Here is a 14,326-nt window from a genome sequence, read left to right on the forward strand (position 1 = left end):
GCTATGAACGATGCAGCCATACTTGCAATATATCGTATTACTAGGAGCGGTTGTTATTGTCGGTGCCTTTGTAATGCCTCGTAAGAAGCAGGATACAGCTCTACCGTCACAATCGATGCAAAACATGGAAACCGCGCTGGAGCAGTTTATGGAGAACATGGAGAAGGACAATGAGGATCTTGTGCTCCTCGTTAGAACTGCTCAGCAAGAATCGAAATTAGATGCGGATCGCAAGGAGCAGCGTATTGTAGAATTGGAGCGGAAATGCGAACAGCTCACAGAGCAGCTGCAAAAGAAAATGTCCGAGTCCACGGCCTATGTGCGTCCAGTGGAACCCCCATTGCCAGCGGTCTCATTAAATTCGAATCAACAACTTGTTAAAGATGCGCCTGTTGTTGAACATATTATAGAAGAGACAGTGCGGATGAACACCATCCAGGACAGATATAAAGAGCTGTTTACACTTTATGAGCAAGGGAAATCGATTGAAGCGATATCCAAAAAGCTTGGTATGAACAAAGGTGAGGTACAGCTTATTATACAGCTCGCTAAGCAGGAGGATTCTGTCCATGCTTAAAAGTCGAGTATTTCTTATGGGATTAGGTGCAGGCATCATCATTGGCGCTTTGTTGTTCCAGCTGATGCTCTCTGGCGAGCAAAGCAGGCAAAGGCTTAGTGACTTAGGAAAAGAGTCAGATGAGAAGCTTTACACTCAACTAGAAGTTGATGCTTTGTTAAAGGCAAATCAAGACTCGCTTCAGCTTAATAAGGACAACACAGGGGGACAGGAGACTAAGCCTGCTGATGATTCTGACAAGGCTAAGGAGCAGACAAGCGAGGCGAAGACTGATAAAGCTGCGCCTACGGCAGTCCCTGTTCAGGAACAGTCAAAGGTCAAGCATGTTATTAGAATTAAAGCAGGCTCTAGCCTGACGAATACAGCAGAGCTTCTTGCTTCAAATAAAATTATTAAAGATAAAACCGCTTTTGTATCAAAAATGAAAAAGTCAAAGAAGCTGGTTCGCGCCGGTTATTTTTTGTTTCATGAGGAGATAACGGTTGAAGAAGCCATTCGGATCGTAACCGGTGAGCCTTTAACATCTTCAGAAGTAAATCTTCTAACTGCCAACAAAAAATAGCTATCCTATCTTTTCTGAAACGATTGTTGCATGCGATGTGTATTTATGGTATATTAATTCACGGTGTTAAAAACGCACGCAGGTCAATTTTGTCAAACGGTGCTTCCGCCCGGCGGAAGTTTTGACGAAAGATGCGACTAGCGGAGGAGCACTAAAAAAACCATTATAGGAGGTGTTGGAGAAATGGCGGTTATTTCCATGAAACAGCTACTAGAAGCTGGGGTACACTTCGGTCATCAGACTCGTCGTTGGAACCCGAAGATGGATCGTTATATCTTCACAGAAAGAAACGGGATTTACATTATTGATTTGCAAAAAACGGTGAAAAAAGTTGACGAAGCGTACAACTTTGTTAAATCGATCGCTGCAGACGGCGGCACTATGCTGTTCGTAGGTACGAAAAAACAAGCTCAAGATTCCGTTAAAGAAGAAGCAGAGCGTTGCGGCAACTTCTACATCAACCAACGTTGGTTGGGCGGTACTTTGACTAACTTCCAAACGATTCAAAAACGTATTGATCGTTTGAAACAACTTGAAAAATGGGCTGAGGACGGCACTTTCGAGGTTCTACCTAAGAAAGAAGTTATCATCCTTAACAAAGAAAAAGACCGTTTGGAAAAATTCCTTGGCGGTATTAAAGGAATGAAAGGTTTGCCAAGCGCGTTGTTCATTATCGACCCACGCAAAGAGCGTATTGCTGTTGCAGAAGCTCGCAAACTTGGTATCCCAATCGTTGGTATCGTTGATACGAACTGTGATCCAGACGAAATTGACTACGTAATCCCAGGTAACGATGATGCAATTCGTGCCGTTAAGTTGTTGACTTCGAAAATGGCTGATGCAATCGTTGAAGCTAACCAAGGCGAACAAACAACGGCTTAATTTAAAGGCTTTAATTAGTCAACAAAGGGTGGTCAGATGGTGATAAACCTCTCACTGCCCTTTTTTTGAATGTAAATCACTAAAAAAACAATTAATGATTCTCGAAGCTACATAGACTTCGTGAAACCTATAGGAGGGCTTACAATGGCAGTTAGTGCTAGCGCGGTAAAAGAGCTTCGTGAAAGAACTGGAGCTGGAATGCTTGATTGCAAGAAAGCTTTGGACGAAACAAACAATGACGTTGAAAAAGCAATTGCAGTACTTCGTGAAAAAGGTTTGGCGGCAGCAGCAAATAAAGCTGGTCGTATTGCAACCGAAGGCGTAGTTGAATCGTATATTCATGCAGGCGGCCGTATCGGCGTTATCGTTGAAGTAAACTGTGAAACGGATTTCGTTGCAAAAACGGATCAATTCCGTGAGTTTGCAAGAGACGTAGCTATGCAAATCGCTGCAGCTAACCCTAAATTCGTTAGCCGTGACGAGGTTTCTTCTGAAGAGCTTGAAAAAGAGCGCGAAATTTTGAAAGCTCAAGCACTTAACGAAGGCAAGCCTGAAAAAATCGTTGAAAAAATGGTTGAAGGCCGCATCTCGAAATACTACGAAGAGTTCTGTCTTCTTGAGCAATCGTTCATTAAAGACCCAGACAAAACAATCTCCGTATTGCTTAACGAAAAAATCAGCAAAATTGGTGAAAACATTTCCATCCGTCGCTTCGTTCGTTATGAGCTTGGTGAAGGTCTAGAGAAAAAAGTTGACAATTTCGTTGAAGAAGTTATGGCTCAAGTTAAACATTAATCCGAACGCACAGGCGGGGCGGGGCGTCCGCCCCGCCTGCTTGTATGATTAGAACATATTTGAAGGACCTCATTTACTGAGGTGCATGATGGAGGTATTAACGTTGGAGCATCCTGTGTATAAACGTATCGTTTTGAAAGTAAGCGGTGAATCATTGTCTGGTCAGGAAGGTTATGGCATTGAAGCGACGGTCATATCTTCGATTGCTGATCAGGTGAAGGAAGTCGTAGCACTTGGCATAGAAGTAGCCATCGTTGTCGGAGGCGGCAACATTTGGCGTGGAATTGCAGGTTCTGCAAAAGGCATAGACCGTGCAACAGCTGATTACATGGGAATGCTGGCTACTCTTATGAATTCACTTGCACTTCAAGATGCACTGGAACAAATCGATGTACCTACTCGCGTACAAACATCGATCGCGATGCAACAAATCGCTGAACCGTACATCAGACGTCGTGCTATCCGTCATTTGGAAAAAGGACGCGTCGTTATCTTTGCTGCAGGAACTGGTAATCCGTTTTTCTCAACAGATACAACAGCAGCGCTTCGCGCAGCTGAGATCGAAGCAGAAGTAATATTAATGGCGAAAAACAAAGTGGATGGCGTATATTCTGCTGATCCATTTAAAGATAGCACAGCTGAGAAATTTGAGGAGCTTACATACCTCGACATGCTTAACCGTAATCTAGGCGTAATGGATTCAACCGCAGCTTCACTTTGCATGGATAATAATATTCCTCTTATCGTATTTGCGATTACAGAGAAAGGGAATATTAAACGCGTCGTGCTGGGTGAGAAAATCGGAACGATAGTGAGAGGAAGTGCGAAATAATGCCACAAGAGCTGAAAAAAAACGCAGAAGAACGTATGGATAAAGCGATTTCCGCGCTAAAACGTGATTTGTCGTCTTTGCGCGCTGGTAAAGCTAATTCATCTTTGCTTGACCGTATTCAAGTGGAATACTACGGCGCAATGACGCCTGTCAATCAACTTGCTAACATCAGTACGCCAGACTCTCGTACGTTGTTCATTCAACCATGGGACAAATCGTCGATGGCGGCAATCGAGAAAGCGATTATGAAATCGGATCTTGGACTAACACCTTCCAATGACGGTGCATCGATTCGTCTTTCTATCCCACCGCTTACAGAAGAGCGCCGGGCAGAGCTTGTGAAAACTTCGAAAAAGCTTGGCGAAGATGCAAAAGTAGCTATTCGCAATATTCGTCGGGATGCTAATGACAGCGTGAAAAAACTTGAGAAAACAACAATTTCTGAAGATGAATCACGTGGTCACCAAGAGGATATTCAGAAGGCAACTGATAAATTTATTGCTGAAGTAGATAAAGTGCTTGTTGCCAAAGAAAAAGAAATTATGGAAGTATAATAATCTCTGGGCCCCTCCGATAGGTGGGGTTTGGTTTTGATTTCGGTTGGGAGGAAGTAAGATGATCGAGCGACTTTGGGCCAAATTAGGCAAATCGTCCTTACAGCCGACTGATTCTGTGGCCTCAGAAAATGTGCCTGAGCATGTTGCAATTATAATGGATGGGAACGGCCGTTGGGCTAAAGATCGTGGATTGCCACGTATGGCTGGTCATCATTCCGGCATGAAAGCGGTCAAACGTATTACCATTGCAGCGGATCGGTTAGGCGTCAAATATTTGACGTTATATGCGTTTTCAACGGAAAACTGGAAGAGACCTAAAGCTGAAGTGGATTTTCTTATGAAGCTTCCGCAGCAATTTCTTGAAATTGAATTAGAAGAATTGATAGCCAACAACGTGCAGGTTCGCATGATGGGGCATAAAGAGGATTTGCCTTCATTTACGATTAGTGCAGTTGAAGAAGCCATTATAAAGACCGCTAACAATACAGGGCTAGTTCTAAACTTTGCCTTAAACTATGGAAGCCGTAAGGAAATGCTTGAAGCTGTGAAAAGCATCGCATCAGAGGTTCAGCAAGGAAATCTTGCAATCGACGATATCGATGATAAAGTAATGGCTGATCGTTTGCTTACAAGTGGATTGCCCGATCCAGATTTGCTCATTCGTACAAGCGGTGAATTGCGTTTAAGTAATTTTATGATGTGGCAGCTTGCTTATAGTGAATTGTGGTTTACGGATGTGTATTGGCCTGAATTTACGGAAGCGCATTTTCAAGAAGCGATTTTGGAGTATCAGCGCCGCGCGCGTCGATATGGTGGATTGTAGCTTCAAGCGACGGAGTGTGACTTTTCATTGAGACAACGATTGATTACTGGAATTGTAGCAGGTGCAGGCTTCATAGGTTTAACAATAGCAGGCGGATGGTTGTATACAACTCTCCTCGTATTGCTAGCTATTATTGGTTTTACTGAATATGCGCGAATGAATGGTGTAGCATGGTCGCATCCGTCAACTTTGCTCGGATATGCGGGTGTGCTACTGTTTGTGCTTCCATGGTCTGATTGGGGAATTGTTATTCCATCTTTCCTGACTATTGTTTGGATGCTGGCCTTCTTGCTGCTTGCCCTAACCGTGATTACCAAAAATAAAACGACAATTGATGGCGCCGCACTTATGTTGCTAGGCGCTTTATATGTAGGTTACGGCTTTTCAGCAATGGGCGAAGCTCGTCAAATTGAGGAGCATGGCCTATTGTGGACGTTTTTGTCCTTTGGCTGCATTTGGGCTTCGGATATCGGTGCTTATTTTACTGGACGAGCCATTGGGAAAACGAAGTTATGGCCATCAATCAGCCCGAACAAAACGATCGAAGGCGCCTTAGGCGGCGTTTTGTTATCCTTAATCGTATCGGCAGTATTCGCACTCACAATGCCCGATTTTATTGATTTGCCAAAGGCTTTGCTAATCGGTTTAATTGCCGCTGTAGCTGGACAGTTTGGGGATTTGATTCAATCTGCTTATAAACGTGTGAGAGATATAAAGGATACAGGTACGCTTCTGCCAGGACATGGCGGAGTGCTGGACCGATGCGATAGCTGGCTAATCGTGTTTCCACTGTTAGTGCTTACTGGGCTGCTGCCTGTATAAGTCAGGAGGATTTTGTGTGAAAAAAATAAGTATATTAGGTTCGACAGGTTCAGTCGGAACACAAACGCTAGACGTTATTGCCCATGATCCTGATCGTTATCAGGTTGTTGGCTTGTCCGCTGGTGCGAATGTCGATTTGATTATAGAGCAAGCCAAACAATTTAAACCTTCGCTCGTTAGCTTGGCTTCCAAAGCAGACGCAGAAGCCGCTCGTCCCCATATGCCGCCTGGAACAAAGGTTGTCTATGGCGAAGAAGGACTTGTTGAAGTAGCCGCTGGGACGGACGCTGATGTCGTTGTGACAGCAATTATGGGAAGCAGAGGGCTGCCGGCAACTTTGGCGGCGATTGATGCGGGGAAAATGATTGGTTTGGCGAACAAAGAGACACTCGTAACAGCAGGTCATATCGTAATGGAACGTGCGAAAGAGCGCGGAGTATCGATTTTGCCGATAGACAGTGAACATTCCGCGATTTTTCAATGCTTAAACGGCGAAGATCGCAAATCTATCAATCAAATTACATTAACAGCCTCCGGCGGCTCCTTTCGTGATCGCACAAGAGAACAGCTTGAGGGTGTAACCGTAGCTGAGGCGCTAAATCATCCCAATTGGTCGATGGGCGCAAAAATTACGATTGATTCAGCGACTATGGTTAATAAAGGGCTAGAAGTTATTGAGGCAAGATGGCTGTTCGATGTTACATACGATCAAATAGGTGTCATTATTCATCCGGAGAGCATCATTCATTCTTATGTGGAGTTTACCGATCACAGCATAATCGCGCAGCTTGGAATGCCGGATATGCGAGTACCGATTCAATATGCGTTGTCATATCCGCAGCGGAATGTAACCCCGACAAGCAGGCTGAACCTGGCACAAATCGGAAAGCTGCATTTTCGCGAGATGGATTTTGAAAGATATCCATGTCTAAGGCTGGCATTCGAGTGCGGGAAGCTAGGTCAATCAGCTCCTGCAGTATACAATGCTGCAAACGAGGTTGCGGTGGCACGGTTTTTGAAAGGTGAAATTACGTTTCTTGACATTGAACGGATATTGGAAACGGTCGTTGGCAAGCACGAAGCAGCTGATATCAATGATTTGCAGATGATCTCAGAAGTGGACGCTTGGGCAAGACAGCTGGCCCAATCCGTATAATATCGGTTAAATTCCGGTTCTCTTGTATCGGACGGGAGAATAATGATAATCTATGTACAGGCCGTAACGAACAGGAGGCTTCAGCTTAATGCACATGATTCAAGTTGTTTTCTTGACCATACTCGTTTTTTTCGTGATCGTAACGATCCATGAATGGGGTCATTACTATTTCGCAAAACGCGCAGGCATATTGGTGCGAGAATTCGCAATTGGCTTCGGGCCGAAGCTTTTTTCGGTAAAACGTGGCGAGACGAGATATACGCTTCGATTAATACCTGCCGGCGGTTTCGTTCGAATGGCGGGAGAAGATCCAGAAATTGTTGATGTCCAGCCCGGTCAAACGATCGCGGTTCGTCTGAAAGACAATAAAGTGACTAGACTTTATTTGGATCGTCTTGATGACCGCAGCGGTGTTATTCGCGGAGAAATCGTTGCCATCGATCTTGAGCGCAAGCTATCTGTTACACTTGACGTAGAAGGGGAAAACGAGATTTTCTCGGTACACCCTACTGCTTTGATGATCACAAAAGGCAAAGAAACACAAATCGCGCCGCTTGACAGACAATTTGGCAGTAAAACAGTAGCGCAGCGTGCACTTGCTATTTTTGCTGGCCCTATGATGAACTTTGTGCTCGCATTTGTATTGTTTGCTACCTACATTCAGCTAGCAGGTGTTCCTGTTGAGTCTCCTGATAAGCTGCTTGTTAATGAAATATCAGAAGGCATGCCAGCTGATAAAGTAGATTTGAAAAAGGGCGATGTCATCGATGCTGTCAACGGGATCAAAATCGGAGCTGATTTTGATAAAATGATCGCGATTATCGGTAAATCACCGAATGTTCCTGTTAAAATGGATATTATTCGTGACGGCAAAGCTCAGCAGGTTGTTATAACACCTGAACCGAACAAAGAGGGTGTAGGCAAGGTTGGGATCAGTGCGGCATTGCCAACACGTCCGGCTACTTTCTCTGAAACGTTCACAGGCGCAGGCAAGCTCATGAAAAATATGACAGTAAGCATTTTTGAAGGCTTCAAGAAGCTTATTTTCGGAGAGTTCAAGCTTGATGATCTTGGCGGACCTGTGCGAACAGCAGAAGTAACGAGCCAGATTGCTCAGCAAGGCATTGCACAGTTAACATCTTGGACAGCGCTGCTAAGCTTGTATTTAGGAATATTTAATTTGCTGCCGATTCCTGCCCTTGATGGAAGCCGCCTCATATTCCTCGGAATTGAAGCGATTAGACGTCGGCCGATTGATCCGAACCGTGAGAGCATGGTACATTTTGTCGGTTTCGCGCTCATCATGTTATTAATGCTCGTAGTAACTTATAATGATATTTTACGATTGGTAAAAGGGGAGTAAATAGTCGCTTATGTCTAAGGATAAACAGTTTGTTACAGAAATCACGCCTCAAAGCGAGGATTTCTCCAGATGGTATATTGATGTTATTAAAAAAGCCGAGCTTATGGATTATTCGCCTGTAAGAGGCTGTATCGTGTTCCGTCCTGAGGGCTATGAGCTTTGGGAAAATATTCAGCGTGATCTGGATCGCCGCTTTAAGGAGACGGGACATCGCAATGCGTATTTCCCGCTCTTTATACCTGAGAGCTTTTTCCAGAAAGAAAAAGAGCATGTTGAAGGCTTTAATCCCGAGCTGCCTTGGGTAACTGAAGCAGCTGGTGAGAAGCTCGAAGAACGCCTTGCAATTCGTCCAACATCGGAAACGATGTTTGGGCACATGTATTCCAAATGGATTCAATCGTACCGCGATCTTCCGCTGCTCATTAACCAATGGGCAAACGTCGTTCGCTGGGAGAAGCGCACAATGCCATTCCTTCGTACGAGTGAGTTTTTGTGGCAAGAAGGCCATACTGCGCATGAAACAGAAGAGGAAGCGCGTCAAGAGACGATGCAGATGCTTGATGTTTACACGCAGTTCGTTGAAGAATTTCTTGCTATCCCTGTAATCAAAGGTGAAAAAACGCCTTCTGAGCGGTTCGCTGGTGCGGTTGATACGTATTCGATCGAAGCGATGATGAAGGACGGGAAGGCTGTTCAAGCCGGAACATCGCATTATTTGGGTACGAAGTTTGCAGTCGCTTTTGATATTAAATTCCTTGATCGTGAGAATACATTGCAATTCGCTCATACAACTTCTTGGGGCGTGAGCACAAGACTAATCGGCGCCCTTATTATGGTTCACGGCGATGATCGAGGTCTGGTGCTTCCTCCTAAAGTTGCTCCAACACAAGTGGTTATGATTCCAATTGGCCCTGCAAAAATGCGCGAGCAGGTTGTTGGCCGTGTGGATGAGCTATATGCAGAGCTTAAGAAAGCCGGTATTCGCGTACGCGTGGACGATCGTGCTGACGTGAGCCCAGGCTGGAAGTTTAACGAATATGAGATGCGCGGTGTTCCACTACGCCTTGAGCTTGGACCGCGTGATATGGAAAATGGACAAGTTGTGCTTGTTTCCAGAGTTACTGGAGAGAAGCGTATTGTACAGCAAGCTAATCTTCTTGCAGAAATAGAAGCTATGCTTGAAGAAACGCATCAAGAAATGTTTAATCGTGCGAAGCAGTTCCGTATTGACAACTCTCGTTCGGTTGAAACGCTTGATGAAATGAAAAGCTTTTTGGAAGAACAGCGCGGCTTCGTAGAAGCTGGCTGGTGCGGCTCTGCTGCTTGCGAGAAGCAGGTCAAGGAAGAAACTGGAGCGACAAGCCGGAATATTCCATTTGCCCCGGAATCGCACAAAGAAACATGTCTCGTATGTGGAGATCCATCCAAACATACTGTTGTATTTGCAAGAGCTTATTAAGGACTGAAGCTAGTTCGGTTCGGATCTTAAGGAGTGGTATTTTATGAGCCAAACCGCAAAAAAACGGCAGAGTTTTGAAATGCTTTTACAGCATATTCAGCTGCCGCAAGAACTTATACAAACCTATTTTCAAGATGGATATATAGATCAAGTTATCGTTAGCAACAGCAATCAAGAATGGACGTTTTGCATCCGCAAAACGTCCATGGTGCCTTTACAGGCCTATAACGGGCTATGCCAAGCGGCTAGAATGAAGTTTGAGTCTATCGCTGCAGTCAGTTTCTTGCTGATTTATGATCCTGTTGTAGAGACTGAATCCATTGTGCTGCAATACTGGGGCTTGTTCATGGAGTGGGCACAGCGCGAGGTCGCTTCCGTAAATGGATGGCTGCAGAAATCTTCGATCAATGTTGAAGGTGACTTGCTAACGCTGTCTCTTCTTGACAATACGGGATTGGATCTCGCTCGGAAGAAACGATTGGATGAAGAAATTATTCGTTTCTTTAATGAGAATTTCCAGCGCGCATGCAAAGTGAAAATGATCGTCAGCGAATCCAGGCAAGAAATTTTGGATGAATTCTCCCTTCGTATGGTGCAGGAAGAGCGGGAATATGTGCAGGAGCTGATGGCGAGCGCGCAATCCGAGTCTGAGCTCGTCGATGAGAGTGAAATCAAGCTGGCGGTTGGTTATGATATTCGGGAAGAGCCGGTTCCATTGATGAATATCATCGAGGAAGAGAAAAAAATTACAGTACAAGGTGCGGTATTCGGCCTCGAAGTGAAAGAGCTTCGTAACGGAAGCACATTGTTTACGTTTAACGTAACTGACTTCTCCGACTCTATCGCGATGAAGATGTTTGCGAAGACGAAGGACGATGTGAAAATATTGAACCAGCTTGCCAATGGCAAATGGGTCAAAGCTCGCGGCCGCATAGAATATGATCGCTTTATGCAAGAACCGGAGCTTGTGATGATGCCGAATGATTTGCATGAGGTCAGAACACCTGCTGAGCGTATGGATAAAGCGGAAGAAAAGCGTGTCGAATTTCATCTCCATACAACCATGAGCGCTATGGATGCGGTAACTCCGGTAGATGTCTATATAAAGACGGCTGCCAAATGGGGACATAAGGCGATTGCAGTAACGGACCATAGCAATGTTCAATGTTATCCGGATGCGAATAAGTCGGCCAAAAAACACGGCATAAAAGTGCTTTTTGGTGTTGAAGCGAACATCGTGAACGACGCAGTGCCAATGGTGCTGGAATCAAGACCTGAGCCGCTTGCGACAGCAACTTATATTGTTTTCGATATAGAGACAACGGGCCTTTCCGTTATTAATAACAAAATTATCGAGCTTGCCGGCGTTAAAATGCGTGATGGCAAAGAGATTGATCGTTTCTCTACCCTTATTGATCCGCATGAGAAAATTCCTTACCACATTACGCAGTTGACTAACATCAATGATGATATGGTAAAAGGGCAGCCGGATATTGAGCCTAAGCTTAGAGAATTTATTGAATTCATTGGTGATGATGTTCTCGTCGCCCACAATGCAAGATTTGATATTGGTTTTATTCAAGCCAACTGCAAAGCTTTCGGCATGCCGGAAGTGAAAAATCCAGTGCTCGATACGCTGGAGCTTGCTCGATTTATTTTTCCAACGCTCAAAAATCATCGTTTGAATACGTTAGCAGATAAATATAAGGTTAGCCTCGACAACCATCACCGCGCTGTAGACGATTCCCTTGCTCTTGGCGGCGTGTTGTATGGCTTGATTGCAGATGCAGCTGAGCGAAATATTACGAATCTACATCAGCTAAATGACTATGTGGGCATTGATTTATCTAATTCTCGGCCTTTCCACAGCAATATTTATGCACTTAATGCGGTTGGGAAGAAAAATTTATTCAAGCTTATTTCTATTTCGCATACAGAACATTTCAAACGGGTAGCTACAATTCCAAAAACGAAGCTTGTTGCACACCGTGAAGGCTTGCTCGTTATTTCTGGTTGTGAGAAAGGTGAATTTTTCGAAACGGTTCTAAATAAGTCGTATGAGGAAGCGCTGGAGGTTGCACGTTTCTATGATGTGCTTGAAATCCAGCCGATTGATTTCTACATGCACTTAGTTGAGAAGGGGCTAGTAGGCAGCCGAGCAGAGATTGAGCAGGCGCATCGCCGGATTTGCCAAATCGGGGATGAGCTGGGCAAGCCGGTTATTGCTACAGGAAACGTACATTACTTGAATCCGCGCGACAAAATGTATCGTGACATAACGATTCATGGGATTACCGGTTTTAGCCCGCTTAAGAGTATACGCAAACCAGATGCTCATTTTCGTACAACGGAAGAAATGCTGGAGGAATTTGCATTTTTAGGTGAAGCTAGAGCACGTGAGGTCGTCATTACGAATACAGTAGAGCTTGCTGATCGATTTGAGCCGTATGATATGTTCCCGACGGGATTATTTGCTCCAATTATTGAGGGTGCCGACGAGGAAATTCGCAACACCTGTTATGACACAGCGAAGTCGATGTATGGGGAAGATCTTCCTCAGGTCGTTATCGACAGGCTGGAGAAAGAACTTATTCCTATTATCAAATTTAAGTTCTCTGCCAACTACTTGATCTCGGAGAAGCTTGTTAAGAAATCCAATGCAGATGGTTATTTGGTCGGATCAAGGGGATCGGTTGGCTCCTCGGTCGTTGCGACATTCCTGGGTATTTCAGAGGTTAATCCGCTGCCTGCCCATTACTTGTGCAAAAACTCGGATTGCAAGCATAGCGAATGGTTTTTGGACGGAAGCATTCCAAGTGGATTCGATTTGCCGGACAAATTATGCCCGAAATGCGAGAAGCCAATGAAAGGTGAAGGACAGGATATTCCGTTCGAAACCTTCCTAGGATTCAAAGGCGATAAAGTTCCCGATATCGATTTGAACTTCTCCGGGGACTATCAACCGATAGCCCATAACTATACGAAAGTATTGTTTAGCGAGAAGTGTGTGTTCCGCGCAGGCACGATTGGTACGGTTGCAGAAAAAACCGCTTATGGCTTCGCGAAGAAATATGAGGAAGAACATAGCAAGAAATGGCGCGGTGCGGAGCTTGCGAGACTTGCGAGCGGCTGTACCGGCGTAAAACGAAGCACGGGACAGCATCCAGGCGGTATCGTCGTTGTTCCCGATTATATCGATGTTGAAGATATAACACCGGTTCAATTTCCAGCAGACGATGTGAATGCGGAATGGAAGACAACTCATTTTGACTATCACGCGTTTGATGAAAACTTGCTTAAGCTCGATATTCTGGGGCACGATGATCCGACAATGATGCGGATGCTGCAGGATTTGACTGGCGTTGATCCAACATCAATTCCGATGAACGATCCTAAAGTCATGAGCATGTTCAACTCCACCAAAGCACTTAACGTGCCAGGCGAGCAAATTCGCTCTTCGGTAGCTACTTACGGAGTGCCGGAAATGGGAACGAAGTTCGTTCGTCAAATGCTTCAAGAGACGCAGCCTTCATCGTTTGCCGATTTGCTGCAAATTTCCGGATTGTCTCATGGCACGGGAGTTTGGCTAGGAAATGCACAAGAGCTGATCAAGAACGGCACTTGCAACATCAAGACGGTAATTGGTTGCCGGGATGATATCATGTTGTTCTTGATCTATAAAGCTGGAATGGACGCTGGACTTGCATTCAAAATTACGGAAAGCGTTCGTAAAGGTAAAGGCTTGACGCCAGAGTGGATCGAAGAAATGAAGCGATGCAAGGTGCCGCAGTGGTACATTGATTCTTGCCTGCGCATCGAGTATATGTTCCCGAAAGCACATGCCGCGGCCTACGTAATATCGGCAGTTCGCACCGCCTATTTTAAGCTTTATCATCCAATAGAGTATTACGCTACTTACTTTACAGTAAGAGCGGACGATTTCGATTTGGAGCTGCTTTGCCAAGGATATGATGCGATCTTGCGTAAGCTGATCGAGATTGAAGCCAAAGGATTTAATGCGCTCCCTAAAGAGAAAAACATGGTGTCACAGCTGGAAATGTCACTTGAGATGACAGCGCGCGGCTTCTCCTTTAAGCCGATCGATCTATATCGTTCTGACGCGACGAAGTTTCTTGTAGATGGGGATTCCCTTATTCCTCCATTTGCTGCGATTGCGGGAATTGGCGATAACGCCGCACGTAATATCGCAGCCTCAAGAGACGATGGCGAGTACTTGTCAATCGAGGATTTCCAAATGAAATCGAAGGCGACAAAAACGATTATTGAGGTTCTTGGAAACATGGGCTGCTTCCGTGGATTGCCTGAATCTAATCAGCTTTCACTGTTCTAGAAGCGGCTTGAATAGAAAAGATTTCTTGTCACTATAGTGCGGTTATGTTATAATTTTTCTGGCAATGATGATTATAAAGACTTTGATGCAGAAGAGTGGGGAAACCCACTCTTTACGTTTTGTTAATGGCAAAATGGCATAGTGCGT

Annotated in this window: 12 protein-coding genes; all 12 read left to right on the forward strand. The window is 44.8% G+C overall.

The genetic code is table 11. The features are described from left to right. Positions 1–10 precede the first annotated feature (10 nt). Positions 11–577 carry a DUF6115 domain-containing protein gene (locus AC0VYE_RS15710; RefSeq protein WP_076269173.1) on the forward strand — a complete coding sequence of 189 codons (567 nt, stop codon included), beginning with the start codon at positions 11–13 and terminating at the stop codon, positions 575–577. Then, positions 570–1,139 (forward strand): hypothetical protein, encoded by a 570-nt coding sequence (locus tag AC0VYE_RS15715; RefSeq protein ID WP_475449034.1) that lies wholly within the window; start codon positions 570–572, stop codon positions 1,137–1,139. The genes AC0VYE_RS15710 and AC0VYE_RS15715 overlap by 8 nt, the downstream gene beginning before the upstream one ends. A gap of 183 nt (positions 1,140–1,322) precedes the next feature. Beyond that, a complete protein-coding gene (gene rpsB, locus AC0VYE_RS15720; protein ID WP_054028957.1) occupies positions 1,323–2,021 on the forward strand; it encodes a 30S ribosomal protein S2 in 699 nt (232 codons plus the stop codon). 120 nt (positions 2,022–2,141) lie between these two features. After that, positions 2,142–2,816, forward strand: a complete 675-nt coding sequence (gene tsf, locus AC0VYE_RS15725) for a translation elongation factor Ts (protein WP_339208950.1) — start codon at positions 2,142–2,144, stop codon at positions 2,814–2,816. 103 nt (positions 2,817–2,919) lie between these two features. Continuing rightward, the gene (pyrH, locus tag AC0VYE_RS15730; protein WP_053377774.1) at positions 2,920–3,648 is read left to right on the forward strand and encodes a UMP kinase; all 729 of its coding nucleotides are present in this window, start codon (positions 2,920–2,922) and stop codon (positions 3,646–3,648) included. Continuing rightward, entirely contained in the window at positions 3,648–4,202 is a 555-nt protein-coding gene (frr, locus tag AC0VYE_RS15735; RefSeq protein WP_076269176.1) for a ribosome recycling factor, read from the forward strand. Before pyrH ends, frr begins: the two co-directional genes overlap by 1 nt. 61 nt (positions 4,203–4,263) lie before the next feature. Continuing rightward, positions 4,264–5,028, forward strand: a complete 765-nt coding sequence (locus AC0VYE_RS15740) for an isoprenyl transferase (protein ID WP_076269177.1) — start codon at positions 4,264–4,266, stop codon at positions 5,026–5,028. Between the two features lie 27 nt (positions 5,029–5,055). Next, positions 5,056–5,850 carry a phosphatidate cytidylyltransferase gene (locus tag AC0VYE_RS15745; protein ID WP_430054928.1) on the forward strand — a complete coding sequence of 265 codons (795 nt, stop codon included), beginning with the start codon at positions 5,056–5,058 and terminating at the stop codon, positions 5,848–5,850. A gap of 16 nt (positions 5,851–5,866) precedes the next feature. Beyond that, positions 5,867–7,006 carry a 1-deoxy-D-xylulose-5-phosphate reductoisomerase gene (locus AC0VYE_RS15750; protein WP_475449038.1) on the forward strand — a complete coding sequence of 380 codons (1,140 nt, stop codon included), beginning with the start codon at positions 5,867–5,869 and terminating at the stop codon, positions 7,004–7,006. A gap of 88 nt (positions 7,007–7,094) precedes the next feature. Next, complete coding sequence (gene rseP / locus AC0VYE_RS15755) at positions 7,095–8,369, forward strand: RIP metalloprotease RseP (protein ID WP_076269180.1); 1,275 nt, start codon at positions 7,095–7,097, stop codon at positions 8,367–8,369. A 10-nt stretch (positions 8,370–8,379) separates the two neighbouring features. Next, entirely contained in the window at positions 8,380–9,828 is a 1,449-nt protein-coding gene (gene proS, locus AC0VYE_RS15760) for a proline--tRNA ligase (protein WP_076269181.1), read from the forward strand. A gap of 43 nt (positions 9,829–9,871) precedes the next feature. After that, a complete protein-coding gene (locus AC0VYE_RS15765) occupies positions 9,872–14,179 on the forward strand; it encodes a PolC-type DNA polymerase III (RefSeq protein WP_475449041.1) in 4,308 nt (1,435 codons plus the stop codon). Positions 14,180–14,326: the final 147 nt, after the last annotated feature.

It is taken from the genome of Pristimantibacillus sp. Z349TD_6 (genome assembly GCF_056173205.1).

What these genes read in the sequence shown, in the direction of transcription:
- AC0VYE_RS15710 (WP_076269173.1), top strand. Translation starts at nt 11, where the DNA reads ATGCAGCCATACTTGCAATATATCGTATTACTAGGAGCGGTTGTTATT.
- AC0VYE_RS15715 (WP_475449034.1), top strand. Translation starts at nt 570, where the DNA reads ATGCTTAAAAGTCGAGTATTTCTTATGGGATTAGGTGCAGGCATCATC.
- rpsB (WP_054028957.1), top strand. Translation starts at nt 1,323, where the DNA reads ATGGCGGTTATTTCCATGAAACAGCTACTAGAAGCTGGGGTACACTTC.
- frr (WP_076269176.1), top strand. Translation starts at nt 3,648, where the DNA reads ATGCCACAAGAGCTGAAAAAAAACGCAGAAGAACGTATGGATAAAGCG.
- AC0VYE_RS15740 (WP_076269177.1), top strand. Translation starts at nt 4,264, where the DNA reads ATGATCGAGCGACTTTGGGCCAAATTAGGCAAATCGTCCTTACAGCCG.
- rseP (WP_076269180.1), top strand. Translation starts at nt 7,095, where the DNA reads ATGCACATGATTCAAGTTGTTTTCTTGACCATACTCGTTTTTTTCGTG.
- proS (WP_076269181.1), top strand. Translation starts at nt 8,380, where the DNA reads ATGTCTAAGGATAAACAGTTTGTTACAGAAATCACGCCTCAAAGCGAG.
- AC0VYE_RS15765 (WP_475449041.1), top strand. Translation starts at nt 9,872, where the DNA reads ATGAGCCAAACCGCAAAAAAACGGCAGAGTTTTGAAATGCTTTTACAG.